Genomic DNA, 25,248 nt, shown 5'->3' with positions numbered 1-25,248 from the left:
GCCTCAGGATAGGCGGCTGTCCTCACGCGACACCGCGGCGGCGGGTCCGGCGGTCAGGTCGCCGACGACACCGGCCTCCAGCAGCTCCAGGAACACGTCCACGAGCGCCGGGTCGAACCGCGCGCCGCGGCCCGCCCGCAGCTCGCGCACGGCCTGCTCGTGCGTGAGCGCCCGCCGGTGCGGCCGGTCGGCGCGCATCGCGGCCCACGCGTCGCACACGGACAGGATCCGCGCCTCGATCCGGATGGAGTCGCGGGTCAGGCCGTTCGGGTAGCCCGCGCCGTCCCACCGCTCGTGGTGCTGGCGGATCACCTCGGCGACCTCGCCGTGGTCGGGCAGCACGCTCACCATCCGGGCCCCGCTGTCGGGGTGCTCGTGCAGCAGGTGCCACTGCTGGTCGGTGAGCGGGCCGGACTCGGTGAGCAGGTCGTCGGGCAGCACGATCATGCCCACGTCGAGCAGCCGGCCGGCGCGGTGGGCGTTGCGGACCTCGGCCGGGCCGCGCTTGAGGTGCTCGGCGACGGTCCGCGCCCACTCGGCGATCGCCAGGCTGCGACCGGGGCTCGCCACGCGCAGGTCCACCAGGTCCGCGACCTGGTTCAGGTAGTCCACCGCGACGTCCTCCCGGTGTTCGGTGAGCGATGTGCCACCGGCGACCGCCCGGTCCCGGCCCAGGTCCTTGGCCAGGTACAGCGCGCGGTCGGCGGCGGACACCAACGCGGTCGCGCTGCCGTGGTCGGGCGTGAGCGCGGCGGTGCCGGCGGAGAGCGTAACCGTCACCGAACGGCGGCCGCTCACGGCGATCGGGTGGTGGGACACGCCGTGCCGCAGCCGTTCCGCGAGGCGGGTCAGGTTCTCCGCGTCCGCCCCGGTCGCGATCAGCGCGAACTCCTCGCCGCCGTACCGGGCGAGGACCCGGCCCTCCCCCGCGACCGCGCGCAGCCGGTTGGCGACCTCGACCAGCACCCGGTCGCCCGCCGGGTGCCCGTACCGGTCGTTGATCGGTTTGAACCGGTCCACGTCCAGCAGCACCACGCCGAGCGGGCTGCCGGCGCGCTTGGCCCGCGCCACCTCGTCGGCCAGGCACGCCTCGAAGTAGCGGCGGCTGCGCAGCCGGGTGAGGCCGTCGGTGATGGCGATCCGGCGCTGGTCCACCACCAGGCCCGCGAGGCGCAGCGCGGTCAGCGCGAACAGCACCGCGCAGCCCGCCGCGATCACCGGCACGTCCCGGCGCTCGCCCTGGGCGTGCTGCACGAGCAGCACCAGCGGTCCGATCAACGCGCCCGCGGCGAGCAGCGCGAGCCGGGGCCAGCTCAGCCGCAGCGCGGGCGGCTCGACCGCCTGCGCCAGCCGGGCCATCGACGGGTGCAGCGCGGACGCGCCCAGCGCCACGTTGCCGACCAGCCAGATCGCGTCCAGGAAGTTGCCCGCCTGGTAGGTCACGTCGAGGCGTTGCAGCACGTAGAGCGTGTCCGCGGTGAGGGTCGCGGCCAGCCAGAAGACGAGCAGGTGGAACGACAGGTCGCGCCGCCCGTCGCCGAACATCAGCCGCAGCGCCACCAGCAGCAGCACCAGGTCCATCACCGGGTAGGCCAGCGACACCACCTCGACCAGCAGCGGCGTGCCGAGGCGGGTCTGCGGGCCGATCACGAACACCCACGACAGCAGGCCCGCGACCACGGTGAGCGACGCCGCGTCGAGCAGGCTGGGCAGGTCGCGCTCGGCGCGGCGCTGCCGGATCAGCATGAGCAGGCCGACGACCACGAGCGGGTAGTGGCCGAGGTAGAAGATGTCGGCGACGGACGGGTAGGACGTCTCGCGCAGCACGTAGTGGGAGGCGTAGAACGTGGTGTCGGCCAGGGCGGCGACGAGCTGCGACACCGCGAGCACGATCCACGGCCGGGCCGGGTCGGGCCGGTTGCGCCGCACGCCCCACCACAGGGCGAGGGCGGCGGACGTGCTCACCGCGCAGTAAATGACCACCCGCAGCGGGATCGTGCCCACGAAGATCGGCACGGTGTAGTAGGCGACGACCAGCACCAGGCCGATAGCCAGGTAACCCATCCACGGCTGATGTTGTTTTCCGATCGGGATTCCGCGGTTTTCGACCGAGGTGACTCCGGCGACACGCAAACCGGGCTCTCCCTACTGAGGCGATGCTGACGTGCGACAAGGCGGGGTCATGAGACCCGCAAACAGGGGCCACGTCAATCCCCCGTTGCCGAGTCTTCATCACCCAACCGCAAGTGTGCGGAGTCGGCAAGTTCTCTACAGTGGCTATTCGCCCGTGGCGGGCGGACCGGGCCGGTGGAACGGGGGAACGATGGCGGAGGACGCGAAGGCCCTGCTGGCGCGCGTGCGGGCGGAGGTGCAGGCCGGGGGCGGGACGAACCGGCTGGTGCCGCTGATCGCGTCCGGAGGGGCTCCGATGGGCGCGTTGCGGGCGCTGGCGGCCGAGGAGGACCGGATCGTGCGGAGCGACTGGCGAGCGTTCCTCACCTTCGCCGCGCAGTCGACCGGGCCGGCGCAGCGGGAGTTCTTCGCGGCGGTCGCCGGCGGCGAGGGCCTGGCGTTGGCCAAACTGTCCGATTTCGCCGCGGCGTGCGGCCTGACCCCGCAGGACGTGGCCGCCTACCGGCCGTTGCCGGGGTGCCAGGCATATCCGTCGTACGTGGCCAGGCTGGCGTTGGACGGCAATCCGCACGACGCGCTCCTCGTGATTCTGGCGAACTTCGCGGAATGGGGCGGCTATTGCGCGACGATCGCCACCGCGCTGCGCGAGCACTACGGTTTCGACGACGCCGGGTGCGCGTTCTTCGACTTCTTCGCCGAACCCGCGCCCGAGTTGGACGCCCTGGGCCTGCGCGCGCTGGACGAAGTCCTCGCCACGGGCTGGACCCCGACCGCCGCCCTGCCCTCCGCCCACCTGCTGCACGCCTACGAGCTGATGTTCTGGAACACCCTGCCCACCACCCCCTGACCCGCGTGTCGAACCTCCGCGTCCCGCGCGTCGAACCTCCAGGACCACCGGGTTCTACGTTCAGGCACCCCGATCCGTTCAACGCGGGACCCCGAGCGTTCGACACCCGGCAGCCGGCGGTGGAGCCCGGGTCCCGTGCCGTCGGCGGGGCCGCTTCCGGCACGCCCATGATCGAATCGGCACCGGGGGCTCGGAGTACGCTGGTCAAAGCTTCATCGACGACGATGGATCGCTGGATGACGGCAAGGATCCATAGTGAAGATGGGTGGTGCCCTCGTGGACCAGTCGTCCATCGGTGCCCGCATCAGGCGGTTGCGCGGCGACACGATGACCCAGCGGGAGTTGGCGGAGCGGTCCGGTGTGTCCCTCTCCCTGGTTCGGGCGCTCGAACAGGAACAACGGCTCACCGCGTCGATCTCGACCCTGCACAGGCTTGCCCGCGCCCTCGACACCGACCCGGGGACGTTGCTGGGCAAGACCACGAACATCCCCGGCACGCCGGAGACCGGCGTCATGGCCATCCGGCGGGCGTTGACCCCGGTCGATGACCTGCTCGGCGAACCCGTGCTCGACGGCGATGCGCTCGAGACCCGGGAGGCGCGCCGACTGGTGGAGTACGGGTGGGGCCTGTACTGGTCGGGCCGCTACGACATGTTGACCGCGCTTCTGCCGTCCGCACTGCTGCAGCTCCGGGCGACCGCCCACGCGGCACCGAGGCAGGACCAGGCCGGTGCGTCGGAATCACTGGCCCGCGGCTACTGGCTGGCGGCGTGCTCGTTGGTTCACCTTGGGCAGCAAGAGGCAGCATGGTTGGCGATCCGACACGCCCTGGACGCGGCGAGGGGTGGGGCCGACGCGTTGCTGGACGCGGTGCTGCGTGGTTCTGTGGCTTGGCAGCTGTTGGTGCAGGGGCGCTATGGCGAAGCTGAGCGGGTGGCGGTGAAGGCGGCGGAAGCGATCGAGCCCGGACAGGGCGTGTCACCCGGGCATCTGTCGGTGTACGGATCGCTACTGCTCTCGGGGGCGACCTCGGCGGGTCGGGACGGCAACGGCATTCGGGCGCGCGAACTGCTGGACGAGGCAGCGGTGATGGCCGACCGAAACGGCGTGGACCGGACCGATTACGAGAGCCCTTTCGGGCCTGCGCAGGTGACCATGCAGCGGGTCGACGTGGCAGTGGTGACCGAGGAATACGGGCAGGCCGTCGAGTTGGCGGAGGAAATGTCGCGGGACGCCGCGTTGCCGCTGGCGGCACGAGCACGGCACCTGACGGACGTGGCGTTCGCACTGGCGCACACGGGGCAGGTTCAGCGGGCGCGCGACGCCTTGCTCACCGTCGAGCAGATGGCTCCGGCGTGGATCAAGTACCAGACGCTGCCGCGGCAGGTGGCCGCCGAGTTGGTACGGCGCGATCACGACTCGACCTTGAGGAGCCTCGCACGGCGGCTCGGCGTCACCGCTACGTAGTGGTGTTCGTTCGATCGGGTAGTACCACGCCTTGTGGTACTACCTAGAGCTGCCCTTTCACGAAGATCTACCCGTCTGACGACGGGAGAATCTGTCGTGTTGCACCTGCCGATTCCCTGCCCATGGGAAGGCTGGTGTCTCCTGTCGATCGCGCCGTACCACTGTGATTGAGGAGATCGTGAACGTCGAGGAGAAGCGGCCGCCCGTCCGGTCGAGCAGTGCGCACAGCCGGGAGTTGGGGGCGGAGTTGCGCCTTGCCCGTCGGCGGACGGGGATGTCGTCGGGCCAGACGGCGGAGGCGATGGAGTGGTCGTTGGGCAAGCTGTCCAAGCTGGAGACGGGCAGTCGTGGGACGAGCGTGGTGGACATCGCCACGTTGTTGGGGCGGTACGGGACGGACAGGGCGACCCGTGAGCGGATCGTCGCGGTCGCGGCCGAGTCGGACACCGGCAGTTTCCTGCGTCGGCACGACGGAGCGCCGGACGAGTTGGTGGCGTTGTCGGTGCACGAGTCGATCGCCCGCACCGTCACCGCGTACGAGCCGGTGGTCGTCCCGGCTCTGTTGCAGACCGAGGACTACGCCCTGGCTCTGACCGGCAGCGCGGAGACCGCTCAGGCCCGGATGCGCCGCCAACGGCAAATGCGGCGACCGGAGTCCACGTTCTACGTGCACGAGGTCGCGCTGCAACTGCCCGTCGGCACGCCGCAGGTCATGCACGAGCAGATGTTGCACCTGATCCTGGTGTCCGGTTGGCACGACACCCGCGTCCGCGTCGTCCCCCGAACGCGTGCCCTGCACCCGGCGCTGCGCCTGCCCGCGACCCTGTTGACGTTCGAGGACCCGGTCACGCCGGTGGTGTACGTGGAGACCGACGCCGCGACCGTGTTCCACGACGACCGCCCGATCGTGGAGGCGTACCGGGAGAAGCTGCGCCGGCTCGACAGGCTCGCGCTCGGCGTCGAGGAGTCGCGCGCGGTGTTGGCCCGCTGGGCGACCGTCCACGAGCGCCAGGCCGCCTGACCGGGGCACCGGCCGTCGTGGATCCGCCAACGCGGTACCCGAGCGGTAGGCACGACAGGCGTCCGCGAGTGTTCAACTCAGGGTGCGTGAACGTCGGACTCTCGCGTTGCGAACGTTGGACTCTCGCGCGCTGGGCGTTGGACTCTCGCGTTGTGAACGTTGGACTCACGAGGTCGGGGGCCAGTGCTCGGGCAGGGCGGGGCGGCCGAAGAGGTAGCCCTGGGCGTAGGCGCAGCCGGCGTTGCGCAGCCAGTCGGCCTGGGCCTGGGTCTCGATGCCCTCGGCGACGGTGTGCGCGCCCAGGACGTCGGCCAGGTCGATGATGCACCGCACGACGCCCGCGGTGCGGCCGGTGTCGGAGAGGGCGGCGGTGAACGAGCGGTCGATCTTGACCACGTCGAACGGGTAGCGCTGGAGGTAGCTCAGGGACGAGTAGCCCGTGCCGAAGTCGTCCAGCGCGACCCGCACCCCGGTCTCCCGCACGTCCATCAGCCCGCGCATCGCCGCGCCGTCGGCCCACACCGACTCCGTCACCTCGATGGTCAGCCGCTGCGGCGGCAGGCCGGTCGTCTTCAGCACCCGGTCCAGCGACGGCAGGAACGCGGGCGCGGACAGCTGCCGGGTGGACACGTTCACCGTCACGCCGATCGCCCGGCCCTGCTGGTGCCACCGCATCGCCTGCTCGCACGCGCCGGCCAGCACCTTGTTGCCCAGCGGCACGATCAGCCCGGTCTCCTCGGCCAGCTCGATGAACTCGCCGGGCCCGAGCAGCCCGTGCCCCGGCCGCTGCCACCGCACCAGCGCCTCCGCGCCCGCCGTCGTGGACGTCGCCAGGTCCACGATGGGTTGGTAGTGCAGGACCAGCTGCCCGTCGGTCACGGCCGTGCGCAGGTCGGCCTTGTCGCGCTGCCGGGCCAGCACCCGCTCGCCCATCTCCGGCCGGAACAGCCGGATCCGGCCGCCGCCCTCCCGCTTGGCCACGTACATCGCGGTGTCCGCGTCGCGCAGCAGCTCCGCCGTGCCGACCCCGGGGGACGACACGGCGATGCCGACGCTGGCCCGGATCACGGTCTCGTGGCCCAGCCCGGCCAGCGGCCGGGCCAGCTCCGACAGGATGCGGGTGGCCAGCCGCGCCGACTCGCGCACGTCGTGGCCGGGGGCGAGCACGGCGAACTCGTCGCCGCCCAGCCGCGCGCCGGTGGCGACCGGTCCCACGGCCCGGCTGATCCGCTCCGCCGCCGACACCAGGTACCAGTCGCCCGCCTCGTGGCCCTCGGCGTCGTTGACCTCCTTGAACCCGTCGAGGTCGATCACCAGGAGACCGACCGCCTCGCCGGCCCGCAACGCCTCGTCCACCAGGTGCAGGAAGTGGGCGCGCCCGGCGAGCCCGGTCAGCTCGTCCCGCTCGGCCCGGGTGCGCAGCGCGTCCTCCAGCTCACGGCGCTTGCTCACGTCCAGCGCGGTGACCAGGGTGTGCCGCTCGGAGACGTGCTCGACCGGCACGGCGTGCACCGCCAGCACCCCGGTCGACCCGTCCGCGCGCGTCACGGGCACCTCCACCGCCTCGTCGGCCGAGCGGCAGCCGCGCGCGCAGTCGGTGATGTCCGGCCCGTGCGGGCACGGCACGCGTCCCGGCTCCGCCGCGGGCCACGCCAGCAGCTCGCGCGCCCGGTCGTTGTGCAGCCGGGGCGCGCCCTCGGCGTCGACCAGCACCAGGCCCACCGGGCTGGCCCGCACCACGGCCTCGACGGTGCGGTGGGCGTCCTCCACCAACCGCGCCGAGCGGGTCGTCTCGTGCAACGCCATCGCGGCGACCGCCAGGCCCACCAACGGCATCACGACGGACGTGATGAGCGGACCCGTCACGGCCACCGGCGTGACCGTGATCCACACCGCGAAGCCGGTGAGGTACCCCAGCAGCGCCGGCACCGCGCGCAGCGGGAACGCCTCGCTGTCCCCGCGCAGCGCCCGCCGCACCGTCACCGCGAACAGGAAGCCGATGACGGGCTGCGGGTTGGGCAGCACGAACACCGCGCCGTGGGCGATCGCGCACTCCGCCAGCGCGACGAGCCAGCTGTCCCGCTTCGGCCGCAGCCACCACGACGCCACGATCAGGGGCACCAGGGCGGCGAGCACCAGGCGGCCGGGTCCGACGCCGACGAAGTACAGCTGGAGCCCGAAGGCGACGCACGTGATCCAGGAGTAGCCCTCCGTCAACCACGTGATCCAGCGCAGCGCGGGCTGGCCCGGTGACGAGAGCGGGTCGTCCACCACGGTGCGGGTCGGACGTGCCACGCCCCGTTACCCCCAAGTCGAACGGCGTTCGGCTGAACAGGAGATCGAACTATCCATACCGCCGTTCGGCTTCTCAACCGCCATTCGGGTGAGTCCACTATGGACCGCGCGGCGGCGGTCAGGACCCGGGGGTGGACCCCTCCGGCGGGTCGCTGTCGGGCAGCGGGTCCGGGGTGGCCTCGGCGAGGTCGGCCGCCTCGGCCTTGGCCTCGTCGATCGTGCGCTGCGTCCGCGCCAGGCGCTCGTCCTCCTCGGGCGTCTCGACCGGGAAGTCCTCGGGCGAGTGGATCTCGCGTTCGTGCTCGTCAGCCATGCGACCGGGGTTTCCGCTCGCCGCGGCGGCAAACTTGGAGCCCGGCCGCGCCGCGGGTACCGTCGATAAGAGCCCGCTGGTTCGTAAAGCCGCCGAGGAGATCCGATGTCGACCACGACCGCGCCGCCACGTCCGTCCGCGCGGCGACGTGTGATCTTCACGACGGTGTTGCTGACCGTGACCGCGCTGCTCTTCTGGGTGCCGTGGACGGGCCTGCTCACGCCGGGCGCGCGGTGGCCGTGGCCGGTGCAGCTCGTCGGCACGGCGTTCTTCGTCGCCACGTCGGTGGCGTTCCCGTTGCTGCTGGTCCGCGCCCACGGTCGCCGCCGCTCCGACCGGGCGTCCCGCGTCGCGCACCTCGTGCTGGGCGTCGCCTGGGTGTTCTTCGCCTGGACCCTGATCGGCCACGTGCTGCGGCTGGTGCTGGCGGTCGCGGGCGTGGAGAACCCGTTCCGCGCCCGGCTGCTCGCGGTGGCGCTGCTCGTGGTCGGCGTCGGGCTGGTCGCGCACGGCACCCGGGAGGCCCGCCGGGTGCCGCGGGTGAAGCGGACCGACGTGGTGCTCCCCCGCCTGGACCCGGCGTTCGACGGCCTCACCGTCGCGGTGCTCGCGGACACCCACTACGGCGCGATCGACCGCACGAAGTGGTCCGAGGGCACGGTCGCGGCGGTCAACGCGCTCGACCCGGACGTCGTCGTGCACGTCGGCGACATCGCGGACGGCACGGTGGCGCAACGCCGCGGCCAGGCCGCCGCGCTGGGCGACGTACGGGCGCGGCACCGGTTCTACGTGTCGGGCAACCATGAGTACATCTCCAACGCGCAGGCGTGGCTGGACCACATGGCCGAGCTGGGCTGGACGAGCCTGCACAACCAGCACCGGGTGCTGGAGCGCGGTGGCGCGCGGCTGGTGTTCGCGGGCGTGGACGACGTCACCGGCGCGCACTCGGGCGAGGCCGGGCACGGCGCGGACCTCGACGCGGCGTTGGCCGGCACGCGCCCCGACGACCCGGTGGTGCTGCTGGCGCACCAGCCGAGCGAGATCGGCAAGGCGGTGGCGGCCGGGGTCGACCTCCAGCTGTCCGGGCACACGCACGGCGGCCAGATCTGGCCGTTCCACCTGCTGGTGCGGTTGCAGCAGCCGGTGCTGGCGGGGTTGAGCCGGCACGGCGAGCGCACCCGGCTCTACACCAGCCGCGGGGCCGGGTTCTGGGGTCCGCCGCTGCGGGTCTTCGCGCCGAGTGAGATCTCCCTGCTCACGCTGCGGGCGGCCGACCGGGCATGATCGGCCCGTGGACGTTCTGGTGGTGGGTGCGAGCGGGTTGATCGGGCGGCACGTCGTCGCACGGCTGCGGGCGGGAGGGCACGGTGCGACCTCCGTCGCCCGGACCGCGCGGGACGGCGTCGACCACGTCCTCGACGCGACGACGGCTGCGGAGGCGGACTTCCGGGCGGTGCTCGCGGGCCACGACGGCGTGGTGTTCGCGGCGGGCGCGGACGACCGGGAGGTGCCGGGCAAGCCGGCGTACCCGGTGTTCCACCGCGGCAACGTCGCGCCGGTCGTGCGGCTGCTCACCGCCGCGCGCGAGGAAGGGCTGACCCGGGCCGCGGTGCTGGGGTCGTACTACACCCACTTCCACCGCCTGCACCCCGAGTGGCGGCTCGCCGAACGCCACCCCTACATCCGCAGCCGGGTCGAGCAGGCGCGGGCGGGCCGGGAGGCCGCCGGGCCGGACCTGCCGGTGGCGGTGCTGGAGCTGCCGTTCGTGTTCGGCCGGGCGGGCGACCGGCTGCCGAACTGGGCCGGACCGCTGGACCGGTGGGTCAGGTCCCGGTCGCCCCTGCTCGCGCCGCCCGGCGGCAGCGCCGCCACGTCGGCCGCGCAGGTGGCCGGGCACGTGGTCGACGTGCTGGAGCGGGCGTCCGGGGAAGACCTCGCGGTGGCCACCGAGAACCTGACGTGGCGGGACATGATCGGCCGGATCGCGTCCGCCGCGGGTCACCCGCGCGCGGTGCGCGGGGTGCCGGGCGCGGTGGCGCGGGCGGCGTTGCGGCTCACCGGCCTGGCGCACGCGGCACGGGGCAGGCAGGCCGGGATCGACCCGGCGCACGCCGACGTCCTGCTGCTGCGGGAGCTGTTCGTGCCGCCGTCGGGGCCGGGGTCGCTGGACGACGCGATCGCCGAGACGTTCCCCCGGGACTAGCGGAGCGGCCGCGTCGTGGGCCGCGGCCGGGGGCGCCGGCGTCCCCCGCGACTCGCCGGAACGCCCACGCCGCGGCGGGAACCACCGGCGGAACGCCGTCTTTCGCCCGCAGCGGAAACACCGACCCGCAGCGACGGGCAGGCGTCAGGATGACCGGTATGGCCGACATCCTCCCCTTCCACCACAAGCACGCCCCCGCGCCGGAGCGCGAGCCGGACCCGCTGTGGCGCGAGGCGCTGGGCCGGAGCCTGCGGGCGGCCAGGGAGGAGCGCGGGAGCCGCCTCGTGGACGTCGCGGAGCGGGCCGGGATCTCGCCCCAGTACCTCTCCGAGATCGAACGCGGGCGCAAGGAGCCCTCCAGCGAGATGATCGCCGCCGTCACCGGCGCGCTCGGCGTCGACCTGGCCGACCTGCTCGTCGGCATCGCCGGCCACGTCCGCCGCGGCCGCGGCACGGGTCCCGCGGTCGGCCGCCGCCCCGCGGGACCCGTGCTCCTGGCCGCCTGAGGTCCCCCTCCTCAGGCCCGGTGGTCGAGGACGTGGTCCGCCAGGCCGTACGCGACCGCGCCCGCCGCGTCGAACACGCGGTCCCGGTCGGTGTCGTGCCGCAGCTGCGCGATGTCGCGGCCGGTGTGCGCGGAGAGGATCTCCTCCAGCTGGCTGCGCACCCGCACCACCTCGTCGGCCTGGAGGATCAGGTCCGGGATGGCGCCGCGGCCCTGGGCCGCCGGCTGGTGCAGCACCACCCTGGTGTGGGGCAGCACGAAGCGGCGCCCGGCCTCCCCCGCGGCCAGCAGCACCGCGCCGGCCGCGACCGCCTGGCCGACGCACGTCGTCGTCACCGGCGCCTTGATGTAGCGCATGGTGTCGTACAGCGCGAGCATCGCGGACGGGTCGCCGCCCTCGCTGTTGATGTAGAGGCTGATCTCCCGGTCCGGGTTGTCCGCCTCCAGGTGCAGCAGCTGGGCGATGAGCGCGTTCGCCACGCCGGAGTCGATCGCGGTGCCGAGGTAGACGATCCGCTCCGACAGCAGGTGCGAGTAGACGTCCATGACCCGCTCGCCGTTCGTGCTGCGGGTGATGACGTTGGGGATGGTGTAGGTGCTCACGCGCGCGCCCCCGTCCTCGGGCCGAGGCCCAGTTCGCGCGTGCGCAACGGCAGCACCTGGCCCAGCTCGCCGACGATGTGGTCGATGAAGCCGTAGTCGAGCGCCTGTCGGGCGGTGAACCAGCGGTCGTGCAGGGAGTCGGCGAAGATCCGCTCGAGCGGCTGCCCGGTGTCCTCCGCGATGAGCCGCAGCACGGTGTCCCGGGTGTGCCGCAGGTCGTCCGCCTGCACCTGCACCTCGACCGCCGACCCGGCGATGCCCGCCGAGCCCTGGTGCATCAGGACCCGGGCGTGCGGCAGGGCGAAGCGCTTGCCCGGCGTGCCCGCCGACAGCAGGAACTGGCCCGCGCTGCACGCCAGCCCCAGCGCCAGCGTGCTCACGTCGCACGGCACGAGCCGCATCACGTCCCGGATCGCCAGCATCGCGGGCACCGAGCCGCCCGGCGAGTGGATCCACAGCGCGATGTCCTTGCCGGGGTCCTCGGCGGCGAGGGACAGCATCTGGGTGGCGAGCACCGTGCCGTTGTCGTCGTCGAGGCCACCGTCGAGCACCAGCACCCGTTGACCGAGGAACCGCTCTCGCAGCCGGTGGTCGAACAGCGGCTGCCTCTCGTTGTTCGTCATGCCCCCGACGATGCCGACCGGCCGACACCGTCGGCCGCCCGTGCTGCTGTGGGCGGATCAGCCCACAGCGGACCGGTCCCTCGCGGGACCTTCAGTACGCGCGCCGGCCGGAGGCGGGCGGCTCGTAGTCGTAGTCGTCGTCCGGCACGTCGAACGGCAACGGGCGGTTGGTCCACGAGTCGACGACCACGACGATCCCCGCGCCGATGATGACGACGACGCCGACCCACGCCAGGCCACCCCAGATCAGGATCCCCCCGATCAGCGTCAGCGGCAGGACCATGAACAGGCAGAACGGGTCCACCCGCCCGAACTGCCGCCGTCCTCCGGAACTCGCCATCTACGCCCTCCCAGTCAAGCGCCTCGCCGGGTGAACTTACGCGACCCGGTCCGGGCGGGTGACAGCCGGGCGGTCACGCACCGCGTTGTTCGCGGCCCGGGTAGCGGCCCTGCGCGCGTTCCGCGACGGTGGCGACCACGGCCAGGACGACCATGCCGGCGCCGAGCCCCAGGTGCAGCAGGTTGTCGGCCGGGTTGACCGGGACGAAGTTCGCCGCGCCGCCGTCGTGGTCCATCGAGTGCACGACCGACCCGTAGATCCACAGCAGCAGGTAGGCGAACCCGCCGACGACCAGGAACGCCCGGGCGGCTCCCCTGGTCGCGGCGGCCGCGATCCCCGCCACGCCGAACAGCAGGTGCACGATGTTGTGCAGCACGGAGACCTGGAAGACGCCGAACAGCATCGCCTCGGAGTGCGGGCCGGCGAAGCCGATCCCGCCGAGGTCGCCCGTCACGCCCGGCACGAAACCCAGGATGCCCACCAGCAGGAACACCACGCCCACGAACAGCGAGAGGCCCTGGACGGGGCGACGGCGGGCGCCGACGCGTTCGGTCGAGGTCGTCATGGCAGTCCTCCGATCGGCTGGTGCCGCTGGCGTACCCGGAGCGGGCCCGGTGAAACCAAGATCACAAGTCCGGGGGGCGGTCGCGCGACCGAGCCGCGCGCACGCCCGCCTCCCGGATGTGAGTGACCAACCACTCTTTCGCCGATCGGCCTTGACTTCTCGCCGTTTCACGCGCTTCACTCAAATGTGAGTGACCAACCACTCATAGAACGAGGAGGCGTGATGAGCCAGCAGTCCACCGACCAGGTCCTCGACGTCGTGCTACCGGGCGAGGTCGAGCCGGACGGCTTCGAGCTGCGCCGCCGGCCGCGGCCCGTGCCGGGACCGGGGAAGGCCCTGGTCCGGGTCGAGGCGACCGGGGTGTCGTTCGCGGAGCAGCAGATGCGCCGCGCGAAGTACTACGACCAGCCGCCGTTCCCGTTCGTGCCCGGCTACGACCTCGTCGGCACGGTCGCCGAGGTGGGTCCCGGGGTGGACGCGGCGCTGGTCGGCGGGCGGTTCGCCGCGCTGACCAAGGTCGGCGGGTGGACGAGCCACGCGCTGGTGGACGCGGCGGACCTCGTGCCGGTGCCGGCCGGCGTGGACCCGGCGGAGGCGGAGGCGGTCGTGGTTAACGGGCTGACCGCGTGGCGGATGCTGCACGACGTGGCGAAGGTCGCCGCGGGCGGGACCGTGCTGGTGCACGGCGCGAACGGCGGTGTCGGCTCGACCCTGGTGCAGCTCGCCCGGCTGGCCGGCGTCCGGGTCATCGGCACCGCGTCGCCCCGCCACCATGACGCGGTGCGCGCGCTCGGCGCGATCCCGGTCGACTACCGCGACGCCGACCTGCCCGCGACGGTCCGCGCCCTCGCGCCGGGCGGGGTGGACGCGGTGTTCGACCACGTCGGCGGGCCGGGCATCGTCGACTCCTACCGGGTGCTCGCCCCACGCGGCACGCTCGTCGCCTACGGCACCGCGTCCACCCGCGACCACCGGGGCTCGGCGCGGTGGCCGGTGCTGAAGCTGTTCGTCCGCCTGGCGTGGTGGAACGCCCTGCCCAACGGGCGCGGCGCGACGTTCTTCAACATCTGGGCCGGCCGGCGCAACGCCGCGCGGTTCCGCGCCCGCCTCGCCCACGACCTCGGCGCGGTCCTCGCGCTGCTGGCCGACGGTTCCCTCCGCCCGCAGGTGGCCGCGCGCGTGCCGCTGGAACGGGTCGCGGACGCGGTGCGGCTGGCCGAGTCGGGCACGGTCACGGGCAAGGTCGTGCTCCTCCCCTGACCCGCCGCTCCCCCCGACCTCCGGTTCCCGCCGACCCGCCGTTCCGCCGGCCCGCCGCTCCGTTGACCTGGAGCGCACTCCAGCCGCTAGCGTCCCGACCGGCAACGGCGGAGCGGCAGAACGGAGCGCCACGTGCGACTCGGTGTGCACATCACCCGGTTCAACCAGGCCCCGGCCCGGCTCGGGCCCGACCTGGCCGACGCCTGCGCGGCGGCCGAGGAGTCCGGGCTCGGCTGGATCTCGGTGATGGACCACTACTTCCAGATGGAGCACAACGGCGGCGCCGAGGACGCCATGCTGGAGTGCTACGCCACGCTGGGGTTCCTCGCCGCGCACACCTCGACCGTCCGGCTCGGCGCGCTCGTCACGGGTGTCACCTACCGCCACCCCGGCCTGCTGGCCAAGGTCGTGACCACGCTCGACGTGCTGTCGGGCGGCCGGGCGACCCTGGGCATCGGCGCGGCCTGGTACGAGCGGGAGCACGTCGGGCTGGGCGTGCCGTTCCCGCCGTTGGGCGAGCGCTTCGAGCGGTTGGAGGAGGCGCTGCGGATCTGCCGGCAGATGTGGGACCCGCGGGACGACGGGCCGTTCGAGGGCAGGCACTACCGCCTGGGCGAGACCCTGTGCGTGCCCGCGCCGGTGAGCACGCCGCACCCGGAGATCATGATCGGCGGCAACGGCGAGCGGAAGACGCTGCGGCTGGTCGCCCGCTACGCCGATGCCTGCAACCTGCTCCTGCGGGGCCCGGACGAGGTGCCGCACAAGCTGGACGTGCTGCGCCGCCACTGCGAGGACGAGGGCCGCGACTTCGCCGACATCCGCAAGACCGTCGTGCACCTGGGCGACATCCCCGACGGCGGCGACGCGCTCGTCGAAGCCCTGTCCCCCTACGCGGACCTGGGCATCGACACGGTCATCCTCGGCGCGCCGGACGGCGACCTGGCCGGGTGGCTGGGCGCGCTCGGCCCGACCGCGCGGCGACTGGCCGAGCTGGGCTGACCGGGTCCGCCGGTGCGCCGACGGGTGGGGCCACCGGGACGATCTTGACGGTCGCCCCGGCACGACCGGGGCCGCCGGCGCCTGGGACAATCGCCCTCCGACGAAGGAGGATGTGTTCAGGTGAGTGCCCACCACCGGGAGGTGCCGTCGCTGCTGGAGAGGATCGCCGCGACGATGTCGGAGGCGATCGGCCGGGTCCGCGAGGACCTGGCGGGCGCGGACCCGGTGGTGCGACGATCCGAGCGCGCCGACTTCCAGTGCAACGCGCCGCTGGCGCTGGCCAAGCGCGTCGGCGCCCGGCCGGGCGACCTGGCCGCCCGGGTGGTGGCGGCCCTCGACGTCGAGGGTGACGGGGTGCTCGCGGCGGTGGAGCCGTCGGGGCCGGGGTTCCTCAACGTCACGGTGACCGGTGACGCGGTCTGGGGCCAGGTCGCCGCCCGGCTGGCGGACGAGCGGCTCGGGGTGGGCGTGCCCGAGCTGGGGCGGCGGGTGGTGGTGGACTACTCCGCGCCCAACATCGCCAAGGAGATGCACGTCGGGCACCTGCGCACGACGATCATCGGCGACAGCCTCGCCCGGGTGGCCGGGTTCCTTGGCGGGGACGTGCTGCGGCAGAACCACCTGGGCGACTTCGGCACGCAGTTCGGGATGCTGATCCAGTACCTGGACGAGCACCCGGACGCGGCGTGGCACCACGACGAGCTGGGCGCGGGCGACTCGGCGGTGTCGGCGTTGGACGGCCTGTACCGGGCGGCGCGCGCCGAGTTCGACGCCGACCCGGACTTCGCCGACCGGTCCCGGGCGCGCGTCGTGGCGCTCCAGGCGGGCGACCCGGCCACGGTCGCGGTGTGGCGGGACATCGTGGCGGAGTCGGAGCGGGCGTTCGGCGCGATCTACGACCGGTTGGGCGTGCTGCTCACGCCGGAGGACTCGGTGGGCGAGTCCTTCTACAACCCGATGCTGGCCGACACGGTCGAGGAGCTGGTCGAGGCCGGGCTCGCGGTGGAGAGCGACGGGGCGCTCGTCTTCTACTCGGCGGAGGTGACCGGTCCGGAGGGCCGGCCGGTCACCCTGATGGTGCGCAAGAGGGACGGCGGCTACGGCTACGACACCACGGACCTGGCCACGATCCGCTACCGGCTGCGGGAGCTGAAGGCGAACCGGCTGATCTACGTCACGGACTCGCGCCAGGCGCTGCACTTCCGGCTGGTCTTCGAGGCGGCGCGGCGGGCCGGGTGGCTGACCGACGGCGTGACGGCCGAGCACGCCGCCTACGGCACGATCCTGGGTCCGGACGGGACGCCGTTCAAGACGCGGTCGGGCGGCACGGTGCGGCTGATGGACCTGCTCGACGACGCGGTGGCGCGGGCGCGGGCGGTCGTGGCCGAGAAGAACCCCGACCTCGACCCGGCCGAGCTGGACCGGATCGCCGAGTCGGCGGGCATCGCCGCGGTCAAGTACGCCGACCTGTCGACGTCGCGGGTGAAGGACTACTCCTTCGACGTCGACCGGATGGTGTCGTTCACCGGCAACACCGGCGTGTACCTGCAGTACGCGCACGCCCGGATCAGCTCGATCCTGCGCAACGCGGGCGACGGCGGGGCGGCGGTCGACCGCACCGTGCCGCCGGAGCCGGCCGAACGGGAGTTGGCGCTGGCGCTGGACGGGTACGGCGCGGTCGTCGCGGAGGTCGCGGCCACCCTGGAGCCGCACCGGCTCTGCGGCTACCTGTACGACCTGGCGCGGGCGTTCACCGCGTTCTACGAGTCGTGCCCGGTGCTCAAGGCCGACGAGCCCGTGCGCGGCAACCGGGTGGCGCTGTGCCGGCTGACCGCGCGCACCCTCGGCCACGGCCTGGGCCTGCTGGGGATCGCGGCGCCGGAGCGGATGTAGGGCGACCGGCGCCCGCGCGAGGCGGGCGCCGGGGTCAGCGGGAGACCGGTGCGTCGAGGCCGACCGGGGTCGGCGGGCGTGGCCGCCACAGCGGGTAGGGCACGCCGGTCAGCCGGTTGACCAGGGCCGCCACCGCGAGCAGGAGCACGACGCCGAGCAGGATCTCCGCCAGGTGCAGCGGTGTGCGCAGCATGCCCAGGGCGACGATCAGGGTGGTCGCCCCGGCCGGCGGGTGCGGCAGGCGGGTCCAGGCCATGCCGCCGCACGTGCAGGTCAGGGCGAGCGCGGCGGCTCCGGCGCGCGGCCAGGTCAGGTGGTCGAGGATCGGCGGCGCGTGCCACAGGTCGAACGCGGCCAGCCCCGCCGCGCCCGACAGCACGCCGATCAGGTGGCCGACCACGGTGTTGCGCGGGCTGGCCGCCGGGGCGGTCGGGGTGGCGAACAGCAGGTACGCGGTGGGCCCGAGCGACGGGAACAGCAGGGGTTGGCCGGTGAGCACGGCCAGGGCCGCCATCACCAGGGTGGACACCAGGGCTCCGGCGGCGGGCCGCAGGACCCGGTTCACCGGTCGCCCCAGCCGCGCGGCGCGGGGCGGGAGGCCAGGCGGTCGTCGCGGCTGCGGTAGACGATGTAGGGGCGGACCAGGTAGTGCAGCGGCACGCTGAGCGCGTGCACGAGCCGGCTGAACGGCCACAGCGCGAACAACGCCATCGCGGCGAGCGCGTGCAGTCGGTACGGCAGCGGCACGTCGTGCATCAGGCCGGGGTCGGGGTGCAGCAGCAGGACGCCGCGCACCCACGGCGAGACGGTCTCGCGGTAGTCGTAGCCGCCGCCCATGCCGTTGGTGACCACGGTGGCGGCCATGCCCAGCAGCAGCACCGCCGCCAGCACCGGGAAGGTGATCCGGTCGTCGCGGCCGGTCGCCGCGCGCACGGCCGGTGTGCGCCACCGGCGGTACAGCAGGGCGCCGAGCCCGAGCACGGCGGCCGCGCCGGCCAGGCCGCCCGCGACGAGCGACACCAGGTGGTACTGCTCGTCGTGCACGCCGAGCCACCGGGTCACCGACGCGGGCACGAGCAGGCCGCCGACGTGGCCCGCGAGCACGAACAGGAGTCCGAAGTGGAACAGCGGGCTCGCGATCCGCAGCAGCCGGGACTCGTGGAGCTGGGAGCTGCGGGTGGTCCAGCCGAACCGGTCGTGCCGGTAGCGCCACGCGAGGCCGCCCGCGAACACGGTGATCGTGACGTAGGGCAGCACCGCCCACAGCAGCAGGTCGAGGGTCATCGGGTCGACTCCGGTGGTCGGGTCGGGTAGCCGAGCAGGACGGGTTCGAGCCCGACCCGTTCGACCGGCGGATCGGCGGCGACGGGACGGGCGTCCTCGCGGACCGGCACGGTGGCCAGCACGGCCGCCACGGCGGCGGCGTAGGGCGTGCCGAGGTCGCGCAGGTTGCGGTGCAGCAGTTCCAGCGCCGGCCGGTACCCGGCCAGCGGCCGCAGCTCGCCGGTGAGGGCGGCGAACTCCAGCAGCACGGGCAGGTAGTCGGGCAGCTCGCCGTCGGCGGGCAGGTAGCCGTGGCGGCGGTACTCCTGCTTGAGCGCGGCCAGCGAGCCGCCGCGCCGGCGGGTGTCGCCGTCGGTGTACCAGGTCAGGTGCAGGCTGCGGTCGGCGTTGGTGTCGAACACCTCGACGTAGTGGCGGGCGGCCTCGACGGGCGGGGTGCGGTCGAGGTGGTCGAGCAGCACGGCCAGGCCGGGGTCGGGCGTCTCGGCCAGGCACGCCCGCAGCAGCGGCATCCGCTCGCGCAGCACGTCGTCCGGGTAGTGCAGGCAGTACGACGCCACCTGGTGCCGCACCCTGGTCGCGTCGTTCACGGCCGCTCCCGGTCCAGGGTCGGGAACAGGCCGGCGGGGCGTTCGCCGTCGCGCCAGACGAACAGGTCGGTCCGCCGGTCGCTCATGCCCGGGCCGCCGTCGGTGTCCAGGCTGCACGTGGTGGCGATGCCCTCCAGGTCGTGCGCCTGGCCGACCGCGGCGGTCGGGATCACGTACCGGTCCTCGTACTTGGCCACGGCCAGCAGCCGGTACATCGACTCGACGGAGTCGCCGTCCATGCCGACGCGGCGCGGCCCGGCCGGGTCGGTCGGCTCGCCGAGGTTGACCGAGCGCATGTGCGCCCGCATGGCGGCGAGCCTGCGCAACGCCATCCGCACCGGTTCGGGGTCGCCCGCGGTGAACAGCTCGGCGAGGTAGTCGAGCGGGATGCGCAGGGTGTCGATCGCGCCGAACAGGTTGTCCGCGGACTCGCCGTCGAAGCCGGTGCCGGCGAGCGCGTCGACCACCGGCGACAGCGGCGGCACGTACCAGACCATCGGCATGGTCCGGTACTCCGGGTGCAGCGGCAACGCGACGCGGTAGCGGCAGATCAGCTCGTGCACCGGGGAGCGCTGCGCCGCGGCGATCCACTCGTGGGCGATGCCCGACTGCTCGGCGGCGCGCACGACGGCGGGGTCGTGCGGGTCGAGGAACACGTCGAGCTGCGCCTGGTAGAGCCGTTTCTCGTCGGGGGTGCTCGCGGCGGCGCCGACCCGGTCGGCGTCGTAGAGCAGCACGCCGATGTAGCGCAGCCGGCCGACGCAGGTCTCCGCGCACACGGTCGGCAGGCCGACCTCCAGCCGCGGGTAGCAGAACGTGCACTTCTCGGCCTTGCCGGTCTTGTGGTTGAAGTACACCTTCTTGTACGGGCAGCCGGACACGCACATCCGCCAGCCCCGGCACCGGTCCTGGTCCACGAGCACGATGCCGTCCTCGGAGCGCTTGTACATCGCGCCGGACGGGCAGGACGCCACGCAGGTGGGGTTGAGGCAGTGCTCGCAGATCCGCGGCAGGTAGAACATGAACGACTGCTCGTAGTCGAAGCGGATCTCGCGGCCCAGCCGCTGCACCACCGGGTCGGCGGGGGCCAGCTCGGGCGCGCCGCCCAGGCTGTCGTCCCAGTTGGGGCCCCAGGTGACGGCGGCCGGCGCGCCGGTGATCGCGGACACCGGCCGGGCGACCGGGGTGTCGTCGCCCAGCGGCGCGTCGGTGAGGGTGCGGTAGTCGTAGGTCCAGGGCTGGTAGTAGTCGTCCAGGTGCGGCAGGTCGGGGTTGGCGAACAGCGACAGCAGCCGGCGCACCCGGCCGCCCGCGGCGGGCACCAGCTTGCCGCGCCGCAGCTTCCACCCGCCGCGCCAGCGGCCCTGGTCCTCGTGGCGGCGCGGGTAGCCCTGGCCGGGCTTGGTCTCGACGTTGTTGAACCAGGCGTACTCCACGCCCTCGCGGTTGGTCCACGTCTGCTTGCAGGTGACCGAGCAGGTGTGGCACCCGATGCACTTGTCCAGGTTCATGACCATGGCCAGCTGCGCCATGACGCGCATCAGTACGTCACCTCCTGGGCGCGCCGGCGCAGCACGGTGACCTCGTCGCGCTGGTTGCCGGTCGGCCCGTAGTAGTTGAGCGCGAAGGAGAGCTGCCCGTACCCGCCGACCAGGTGGGTCGGCTTGATCTGGAGCCGGGTCAGGGAGTTGTGGATGCCGCCGCGCTTGCCGGTCGTCTCGCTCTTGGGCACGTTCACCGTGCGCTCCTGCGCGTGGTAGAGGAACACGGTGCCGGTGGGCATCCGGTGCGACACGATCGCCCGACCGACGACGACGCCGTTGCGGTTGACGGCCTCGACCCAGTCGTTGTCCCGCACGCCGATGGCCTCGGCGTCGGCGGGGCTGACCCAGAACGCCGGGCCGCCGCGGGAGAGCGTCTGCATGATCGGGTTGTCCTGGTACTCGGAGTGGATGGACCACTTCGAGTGCGGGGTGAGGTACCGGACGGTGACCTCGGGGCCGTGGGGGCCGATGCGTGGTTCGCCGAACAGGCGGTGCATGTCCAGCGGCGGCCGGTACACCGGCAGTTGCTCGCCCAGCTCGGCGACCCAGTCGTGGTCGAGGAAGAAGTGCTGGCGGCCGGTGAGCGTGTGCCAGGGCTTGAGCCGTTCGACGTTGATGGTGAACGGCGCGTAGCGGCGGCCGCCGGACTCGTCGCCGGACCACTCGGGGCTGGTGACCACCGACGCGGGGCGGGAGCGGGTGTCGGCGAAGGTGACGCGGTGCGCCCGGTGGTGCTCCACCAGGGGGCGCAGCGGCACGCCGACGCGATCCTCCAGGGCCGAGAAGCCCTCGTCGGCGACGCGGCCGTTGGTGGTGCCGGACAGGGCGAGCACGGCGTCGGCGGCCTTGCGGTCGGTGTCCAACGCGGGCCTGCCCGCCGCCGGTCCGCCGGCCACGACGCCGTTGGACTCGGCGAGCCACGCCACCTCCGGGCCGACCTCGGCCGTCCACCCCTTGGTGGTGACGCCGAGCTTGTCCACCAGCGGCCCCAGGGCGGCGAGCTTGGCCGCGACCGCGGTGTAGTCGCGTTCCACCACGGTGAGCACGGGGAACGTGCGGCCGGGCACGGGGTCGCCGTCGCCGTCGCGCCAGTCGTGCACCACTCCCCCGGGCTGCGCGGTCTCGCCCGGCGTGTCGTGCTGCATCGCGGTGGCGACCAGGTCGCGGCGGGTGCCCAGGTGCGTGGCGGCGAGTTCGCTGAACCGGCGGGCGATGGCGTGGAACGCGTCGAAGTCCGTGCGCGCCTGCCAGGGCGGGTCCACGGCGGCGTTGAACGAGTGCACGAACGGGTGCATGTCCGTGCTGGACAGGTCGTGCTTCTCGTACCAGGTGGCCGCGGGCAGCGTCACGTCCGCGAACAGGGTGGTGCTGGTCATCCGGAAGTCCAGCGCCAGCAGCAGGTCGAGCTTGCCCTCGGGGGCCTCGTCGCGCCACCGCACCGAGCGCGGCCGCTGGTCGGGCGGGGTCTGCTCGGCGCGGGGGTTGCCGTCCGCGCCGAGCAGGTGCTTGAGGAAGTACTCGTTGCCCTTGGCCGACGAGCCGAGCAGGTTCGCCCGCCACACGGTCAGCACGCGCGGCCAGTTGGCCGGCGCGTCGGGGTCCTCGCAGGCGAACCCGACCTCGCCGGCGCGCACGCGTGCCACCACGTGCGCGACCGGGTCCTGGCCGGCGGCCTCGGCCTCGTCGCAGAGGTCGAGCGGGTTGCGGTCGAAGGTCGGGTAGGACGGCATCCAGCCCAGCCGGGCGGAGGTCGAGAGACAGTCGGCGACCGTGCGGCCCGCGAGGGAGCCCTTCGCGCCCGGCCAGGTCAGGCCGTCGGCGGTGAGCCGGTCGTAGCGCCACTGGTCGGTGTGGGTGTACCAGTAGCCGGTGCCGATCATCTGGCGCGGCGGCCGGTGCCAGTCCAGCGCGCCCGCGAGGGTGGCCCAGCCGGTGAGCGGGCGCACCTTCTCCTGGCCGACGTAGTGCGCCCAGCCGCCGCCGTTGCGACCCTGGCAGCCGGTGAGCAGCAGCAGGGTGAGGAACGACCGGTAGACGAGGTCGGAGTGGAACCAGTGGTTCGTGCCCGCCCCCATGACGATCATGCAGCGGCCCTTCGAGCGCACCGCGGTGTCGGCGAACTCGCGGGCGATGCGCGTGGTCCGGGCCGCGGGCACGCCGGTCAGCCGCTCCGCCCACGCGGGGGTGCCGGGGGCGTCGGCGTCGTCGTACCCGGTGGGCCAGTCGCCGGGCAGGCCGGGGCGGCCCACGCCGTACTGCGCGAGCAGCAGGTCGAACACGGTGGTGACGAGGCGGCCCGCGACCCGCCGCACGGGGACGCCCCGGGTGATCGCGCCGGCCTGCCCGTCGGGCGCGTCGAAGCGGGGCAGCAGCACCTCGACCGCGCCGTCCGGTCCGCCTCGCACGGTCAGCGCGGGCGTGACGCCGTGCAGGTCGAGGTTCCACCGGCCGGGTTCGTCGGCCCACCGGAAGCCCAGCGACCCGTTGGGCACGACCGGCTCGTCGCGGTCGGCGTCCAGCACCACGGTCTTCCACCGCGCGCCCGGCGAGGTGTCGCCCAGGTCGGCGGCGGTGAGGAACTTGCCCGGCACCAGGCCGCCGTCGCGCTCCTCCACGGTGACCAGGAACGGCAGGTCGGTGAAGCGCCGGACGTAGTCGGCGAAGAACGGCACCTCCCGTTCGACGAAGCAGTCGCGCAGCACCACGTGCCCCATGGCGACGGCCAGCGCCGCGTCCGTGCCGGGGTGCGGGGCGAGCCACTCGTCGGCGAACTTGGTGGCGTCGGAGTAGTCCGGGGAGCACACCACGACCTTCTGGCCGCGGTAGCGGGCCTCGGTCATGAAGTGCGCGTCCGGGGTGCGGGTCACCGGCACGTTGGAGCCCCACAGCACCAGGTAGGCCGCGTCCCACCAGTCGGCGGACTCCGGCACGTCGGTCTGGTCGCCGAACACCTGCGGCGAGGCGGGCGGCAGGTCGGCGTACCAGTCGTAGAACGACAGCATCGGCGCGCCGATGAGCGCCATGAACCGCGAACCGACCGCGTGGGAGACCATCGACATGGCGGGGATGGGCGAGAACCCCGCGATCCGGTCGGGGCCGTGGGCCTTGATCGTGTGCACGTGCGCGGCCGCGACCATCTCCACCGCCTCGTCCCACGAGACGCGGACCAGGCCGCCCTTGCCGCGGGCGCGCTGGTAGGCGCGGCGCTTGACCGGGTCGTCCACGACGGACGCCCAGGCGGCCACCGGGTCGTCGTGCCGCCTGCGGGCCTCGCGGTACATCTCCACGAGCACGCCGCGCGCGTACGGGTAGCGCACCCGCAGCGGCGAGTAGGTGTACCAGGAGAAGGAGGCCCCGCGCGGGCAGCCGCGCGGCTCGTACTCGGGGCGGTCGGGACCGGTGGACGGGTAGTCGGTGTCCTGGGTCTCCCAGGTGATGATGCCGTCCTTGACGAAGACCTGCCACCGGCACGACCCGGTGCAGTTGACGCCGTGCGTGGACGGCACGACCTTGTCGTGGCTCCACCGGTCCCGGTAGAACGCGTCCCCCTCGCGGCCGCCGCGGTGGAAGGCGGCCCGGAGGTCGTCGGAGACGGGGGCCCGCGTCAGGAACCGGCTGGTGGCCAGCAGCACGCCGCCGGCGGGACCACGCGCGGGGCTCTCGTCCCCGGCGCGGTGGAATACCGCGCGCATACGGTCGTTCCTTTCTCGGGAGGTGCCGTTCGGATCGGCGCGAATAAATTCATGTAACTGCGCGTGTCGAACCCATTACAACTTAATGTGATGCGCGTCACACACGTAACGGTCGCTTTACCGTCTCATTTACGCGCATTTGCCGGAACTGGACGAAGCCTTTGCGCGTTTACCATGAATTCACTCGAACCGGGGAGGAAACGAGACCTCCGGGGTCACTACGCTGGAAGACGCGGCGCGAATCCGACAGAAAGGTCGACCATGAGCGCCGAAGCACGCCTCCACGTCCGCGCCGCCGTGCGCGGCCACGGCGACAATCGCATCGCCGTGCTGCTGCTGGACTGCCGGGCCAGCCTCCCGGTCCCCCTGCCCGCCGCCCTGGCCGCCAGGGGACTGAGCCTCGTCAACGACATCGACGACGTCGTGCTGCCCGTTACCCGAGGTTGGACGGTCGAGGCGGGCGGCGACGGGCTCACCCTGCGCTGGCCGCACCGCGCCCCGCTGCTCGACCACGCCGCCGTGGAACGCCCCGGCGTGTGGGACTGGGCGGCCCGCTCGCGCCATGCGGTGCTGCTGTTCGTCGGGGCCGGACTGGAACTGGACGACCCCGACCCGGCCCGCCACCGCGCGTCGCTCGTGAAAGCGGCAGCCGCCGGGGGACTCGCCGGCGGCGCGGTTCCCTACGTGGAACAAGTCGCACGTTAAAGCAACGAAGTTGCCGTTCCCCCGGCGTCGCCACCCACTTCGGTGAACCCAGGGGGCGGCGATGCCGCCGTCCGGTTAGCACCCCATTTGAGGGGTACTATTCCACTGCGGATGTACTTCCGGGGGATCGCGCGAGGATTATTCGCGGCGACCACGGGAACGCGTTGTCGTGCCGTTCAGCGACGCGCCGCCGGCGACAATGCGGACACCGCGCCCGGATTGGTGTGCCCCCGCGTCGGGGGTCGCCCCGTGGCCGGCCGGGTGTGCCGCTTCGCTCGTGCCGACGAGGGGGGGGCGGCGCCTGGGGCGGGCGGCAGCCCCCTGGGGGCGGGGGGCGGGCCCGCCCGGCGCGCGACGGGGGGTGTG

22 protein-coding genes are annotated in these 25,248 nt (G+C 73.3%); 10 read left to right on the top strand and 12 right to left on the bottom strand.

What is annotated here, in order from left to right; all coding sequences use genetic code 11:
• Positions 1 to 3 precede the first annotated feature (3 nt).
• Positions 4 to 2,064: a diguanylate cyclase gene (locus tag ACFXGA_RS12240; RefSeq protein ID WP_378087016.1), complete on the bottom strand. Its 2,061-nt coding sequence runs from the start codon at positions 2,062 to 2,064 to the stop codon at positions 4 to 6.
• 259 nt (positions 2,065 to 2,323) lie between these two features.
• Between ACFXGA_RS12240 and ACFXGA_RS12235 the strand changes: the two genes are divergently transcribed.
• The 3 genes from ACFXGA_RS12235 (at position 2,324) to ACFXGA_RS12225 (ending at position 5,468) form a co-directional block, all read left to right on the top strand.
• Positions 2,324 to 2,980, top strand: coding sequence for a transcriptional regulator (locus tag ACFXGA_RS12235; protein WP_378087014.1), 657 nt, complete (start codon positions 2,324 to 2,326; stop codon positions 2,978 to 2,980).
• A gap of 276 nt (positions 2,981 to 3,256) precedes the next feature.
• Complete coding sequence (locus ACFXGA_RS12230; protein WP_378087012.1) at positions 3,257 to 4,447, top strand: helix-turn-helix domain-containing protein; 1,191 nt, start codon at positions 3,257 to 3,259, stop codon at positions 4,445 to 4,447.
• A 163-nt stretch (positions 4,448 to 4,610) separates the two neighbouring features.
• Positions 4,611 to 5,468: a helix-turn-helix domain-containing protein gene (locus ACFXGA_RS12225; protein WP_378087010.1), complete on the top strand. Its 858-nt coding sequence runs from the start codon at positions 4,611 to 4,613 to the stop codon at positions 5,466 to 5,468.
• Between the two features lie 165 nt (positions 5,469 to 5,633).
• Here ACFXGA_RS12225 and ACFXGA_RS12220 read toward each other — a convergent pair whose 3' ends face one another.
• Positions 5,634 to 7,763 (bottom strand): putative bifunctional diguanylate cyclase/phosphodiesterase, encoded by a 2,130-nt coding sequence (locus ACFXGA_RS12220; protein WP_378087008.1) that lies wholly within the window; start codon positions 7,761 to 7,763, stop codon positions 5,634 to 5,636.
• A 118-nt stretch (positions 7,764 to 7,881) separates the two neighbouring features.
• On the bottom strand, positions 7,882 to 8,076 hold the full coding sequence (locus tag ACFXGA_RS12215; RefSeq protein ID WP_378087007.1) for a hypothetical protein: 195 nt from the start codon (positions 8,074 to 8,076) through the stop codon (positions 7,882 to 7,884).
• 105 nt (positions 8,077 to 8,181) lie between these two features.
• Between ACFXGA_RS12215 and ACFXGA_RS12210 the strand changes: the two genes are divergently transcribed.
• From ACFXGA_RS12210 to ACFXGA_RS12200, 3 genes are all read left to right on the top strand, one after another.
• Positions 8,182 to 9,360: a metallophosphoesterase gene (locus ACFXGA_RS12210; RefSeq protein ID WP_378087005.1), complete on the top strand. Its 1,179-nt coding sequence runs from the start codon at positions 8,182 to 8,184 to the stop codon at positions 9,358 to 9,360.
• A gap of 7 nt (positions 9,361 to 9,367) precedes the next feature.
• Entirely contained in the window at positions 9,368 to 10,279 is a 912-nt protein-coding gene (locus ACFXGA_RS12205; protein ID WP_378087003.1) for an NAD-dependent epimerase/dehydratase family protein, read from the top strand.
• A gap of 158 nt (positions 10,280 to 10,437) precedes the next feature.
• A complete protein-coding gene (locus tag ACFXGA_RS12200; RefSeq protein ID WP_378087001.1) occupies positions 10,438 to 10,785 on the top strand; it encodes a helix-turn-helix domain-containing protein in 348 nt (115 codons plus the stop codon).
• A gap of 11 nt (positions 10,786 to 10,796) precedes the next feature.
• Here ACFXGA_RS12200 and ACFXGA_RS12195 read toward each other — a convergent pair whose 3' ends face one another.
• The 4 genes from ACFXGA_RS12195 to ACFXGA_RS12180 all read right to left on the bottom strand — a co-directional run bounded on the left by ACFXGA_RS12195 (position 10,797) and on the right by ACFXGA_RS12180 (position 12,915).
• Positions 10,797 to 11,387 (bottom strand): ClpP family protease, encoded by a 591-nt coding sequence (locus ACFXGA_RS12195; protein WP_378086999.1) that lies wholly within the window; start codon positions 11,385 to 11,387, stop codon positions 10,797 to 10,799.
• Positions 11,384 to 12,010: a ClpP family protease gene (locus ACFXGA_RS12190; RefSeq protein WP_378086997.1), complete on the bottom strand. Its 627-nt coding sequence runs from the start codon at positions 12,008 to 12,010 to the stop codon at positions 11,384 to 11,386. Before ACFXGA_RS12190 ends, ACFXGA_RS12195 begins: the two co-directional genes overlap by 4 nt.
• 91 nt (positions 12,011 to 12,101) lie before the next feature.
• Complete coding sequence (locus ACFXGA_RS12185; protein WP_378086995.1) at positions 12,102 to 12,350, bottom strand: hypothetical protein; 249 nt, start codon at positions 12,348 to 12,350, stop codon at positions 12,102 to 12,104.
• Positions 12,351 to 12,423: 73 nt separating this feature from the next.
• Positions 12,424 to 12,915, bottom strand: coding sequence for a DUF4383 domain-containing protein (locus tag ACFXGA_RS12180; RefSeq protein ID WP_378086993.1), 492 nt, complete (start codon positions 12,913 to 12,915; stop codon positions 12,424 to 12,426).
• A gap of 222 nt (positions 12,916 to 13,137) precedes the next feature.
• Here ACFXGA_RS12180 and ACFXGA_RS12175 point away from each other — a divergent pair, with 222 nt between their 5' ends.
• From ACFXGA_RS12175 to argS, 3 genes are all read left to right on the top strand, one after another.
• Entirely contained in the window at positions 13,138 to 14,175 is a 1,038-nt protein-coding gene (locus ACFXGA_RS12175) for a medium chain dehydrogenase/reductase family protein (RefSeq protein WP_378086991.1), read from the top strand.
• A gap of 132 nt (positions 14,176 to 14,307) precedes the next feature.
• Complete coding sequence (locus ACFXGA_RS12170; protein WP_378086989.1) at positions 14,308 to 15,174, top strand: LLM class F420-dependent oxidoreductase; 867 nt, start codon at positions 14,308 to 14,310, stop codon at positions 15,172 to 15,174.
• A gap of 174 nt (positions 15,175 to 15,348) precedes the next feature.
• Positions 15,349 to 17,067, top strand: coding sequence for an arginine--tRNA ligase (argS, locus tag ACFXGA_RS12165; protein WP_378087039.1), 1,719 nt, complete (start codon positions 15,349 to 15,351; stop codon positions 17,065 to 17,067).
• Between the two features lie 34 nt (positions 17,068 to 17,101).
• On the opposite strand, the gene ACFXGA_RS12160 is transcribed toward argS, so the two are convergent.
• The 5 genes from ACFXGA_RS12160 to ACFXGA_RS12140 are packed head-to-tail and all read right to left on the bottom strand — an operon-like array spanning position 17,102 to position 24,177.
• Positions 17,102 to 17,632, bottom strand: coding sequence for an HPP family protein (locus tag ACFXGA_RS12160; RefSeq protein WP_378086987.1), 531 nt, complete (start codon positions 17,630 to 17,632; stop codon positions 17,102 to 17,104).
• Positions 17,629 to 18,351 (bottom strand): respiratory nitrate reductase subunit gamma, encoded by a 723-nt coding sequence (gene narI / locus ACFXGA_RS12155; RefSeq protein WP_378086985.1) that lies wholly within the window; start codon positions 18,349 to 18,351, stop codon positions 17,629 to 17,631. The genes ACFXGA_RS12160 and narI overlap by 4 nt, the downstream gene beginning before the upstream one ends.
• Positions 18,348 to 18,941: a nitrate reductase molybdenum cofactor assembly chaperone gene (gene narJ / locus ACFXGA_RS12150; protein WP_378086983.1), complete on the bottom strand. Its 594-nt coding sequence runs from the start codon at positions 18,939 to 18,941 to the stop codon at positions 18,348 to 18,350. Before narJ ends, narI begins: the two co-directional genes overlap by 4 nt.
• Complete coding sequence (gene narH / locus ACFXGA_RS12145) at positions 18,938 to 20,482, bottom strand: nitrate reductase subunit beta (RefSeq protein ID WP_378086981.1); 1,545 nt, start codon at positions 20,480 to 20,482, stop codon at positions 18,938 to 18,940. Before narH ends, narJ begins: the two co-directional genes overlap by 4 nt.
• Positions 20,482 to 24,177, bottom strand: a complete 3,696-nt coding sequence (locus ACFXGA_RS12140) for a nitrate reductase subunit alpha (RefSeq protein ID WP_378086979.1) — start codon at positions 24,175 to 24,177, stop codon at positions 20,482 to 20,484. The genes narH and ACFXGA_RS12140 overlap by 1 nt, the downstream gene beginning before the upstream one ends.
• Positions 24,178 to 24,438: 261 nt before the next feature.
• On the opposite strand from ACFXGA_RS12140, the gene ACFXGA_RS12135 reads away from it, so the two are divergent.
• Positions 24,439 to 24,882 (top strand): hypothetical protein, encoded by a 444-nt coding sequence (locus ACFXGA_RS12135; protein WP_378086977.1) that lies wholly within the window; start codon positions 24,439 to 24,441, stop codon positions 24,880 to 24,882.
• The last annotated feature ends 366 nt before the right edge of the window (positions 24,883 to 25,248 follow it).

The sequence above is a fragment of the Actinosynnema sp. NPDC059335 genome (assembly GCF_042752395.1).
GTDB lineage: Bacteria > Actinomycetota > Actinomycetes > Mycobacteriales > Pseudonocardiaceae > Actinosynnema.
The sequence above is the reverse complement of the archived record's forward strand: the minus strand, read 5'-3'. Positions and strand labels throughout refer to the sequence as shown.

Bases quoted from the DNA above. Each gene is read 5' to 3' on its own strand.
- ACFXGA_RS12240 (WP_378087016.1), bottom strand. From the start codon at position 2,064: ATGGGTTACCTGGCTATCGGCCTGGTGCTGGTCGTCGCCTACTACACC.
- ACFXGA_RS12235 (WP_378087014.1), top strand. From the start codon at position 2,324: ATGGCGGAGGACGCGAAGGCCCTGCTGGCGCGCGTGCGGGCGGAGGTG.
- ACFXGA_RS12215 (WP_378087007.1), bottom strand. From the start codon at position 8,076: ATGGCTGACGAGCACGAACGCGAGATCCACTCGCCCGAGGACTTCCCG.
- ACFXGA_RS12210 (WP_378087005.1), top strand. From the start codon at position 8,182: ATGTCGACCACGACCGCGCCGCCACGTCCGTCCGCGCGGCGACGTGTG.
- ACFXGA_RS12200 (WP_378087001.1), top strand. From the start codon at position 10,438: ATGGCCGACATCCTCCCCTTCCACCACAAGCACGCCCCCGCGCCGGAG.
- ACFXGA_RS12190 (WP_378086997.1), bottom strand. From the start codon at position 12,010: ATGACGAACAACGAGAGGCAGCCGCTGTTCGACCACCGGCTGCGAGAG.
- ACFXGA_RS12185 (WP_378086995.1), bottom strand. From the start codon at position 12,350: ATGGCGAGTTCCGGAGGACGGCGGCAGTTCGGGCGGGTGGACCCGTTC.
- ACFXGA_RS12180 (WP_378086993.1), bottom strand. From the start codon at position 12,915: ATGACGACCTCGACCGAACGCGTCGGCGCCCGCCGTCGCCCCGTCCAG.
- ACFXGA_RS12175 (WP_378086991.1), top strand. From the start codon at position 13,138: ATGAGCCAGCAGTCCACCGACCAGGTCCTCGACGTCGTGCTACCGGGC.
- argS (WP_378087039.1), top strand. From the start codon at position 15,349: ATGTCGGAGGCGATCGGCCGGGTCCGCGAGGACCTGGCGGGCGCGGAC.
- narI (WP_378086985.1), bottom strand. From the start codon at position 18,351: ATGACCCTCGACCTGCTGCTGTGGGCGGTGCTGCCCTACGTCACGATC.
- narH (WP_378086981.1), bottom strand. From the start codon at position 20,482: ATGCGCGTCATGGCGCAGCTGGCCATGGTCATGAACCTGGACAAGTGC.
- ACFXGA_RS12140 (WP_378086979.1), bottom strand. From the start codon at position 24,177: ATGCGCGCGGTATTCCACCGCGCCGGGGACGAGAGCCCCGCGCGTGGT.
- ACFXGA_RS12135 (WP_378086977.1), top strand. From the start codon at position 24,439: ATGAGCGCCGAAGCACGCCTCCACGTCCGCGCCGCCGTGCGCGGCCAC.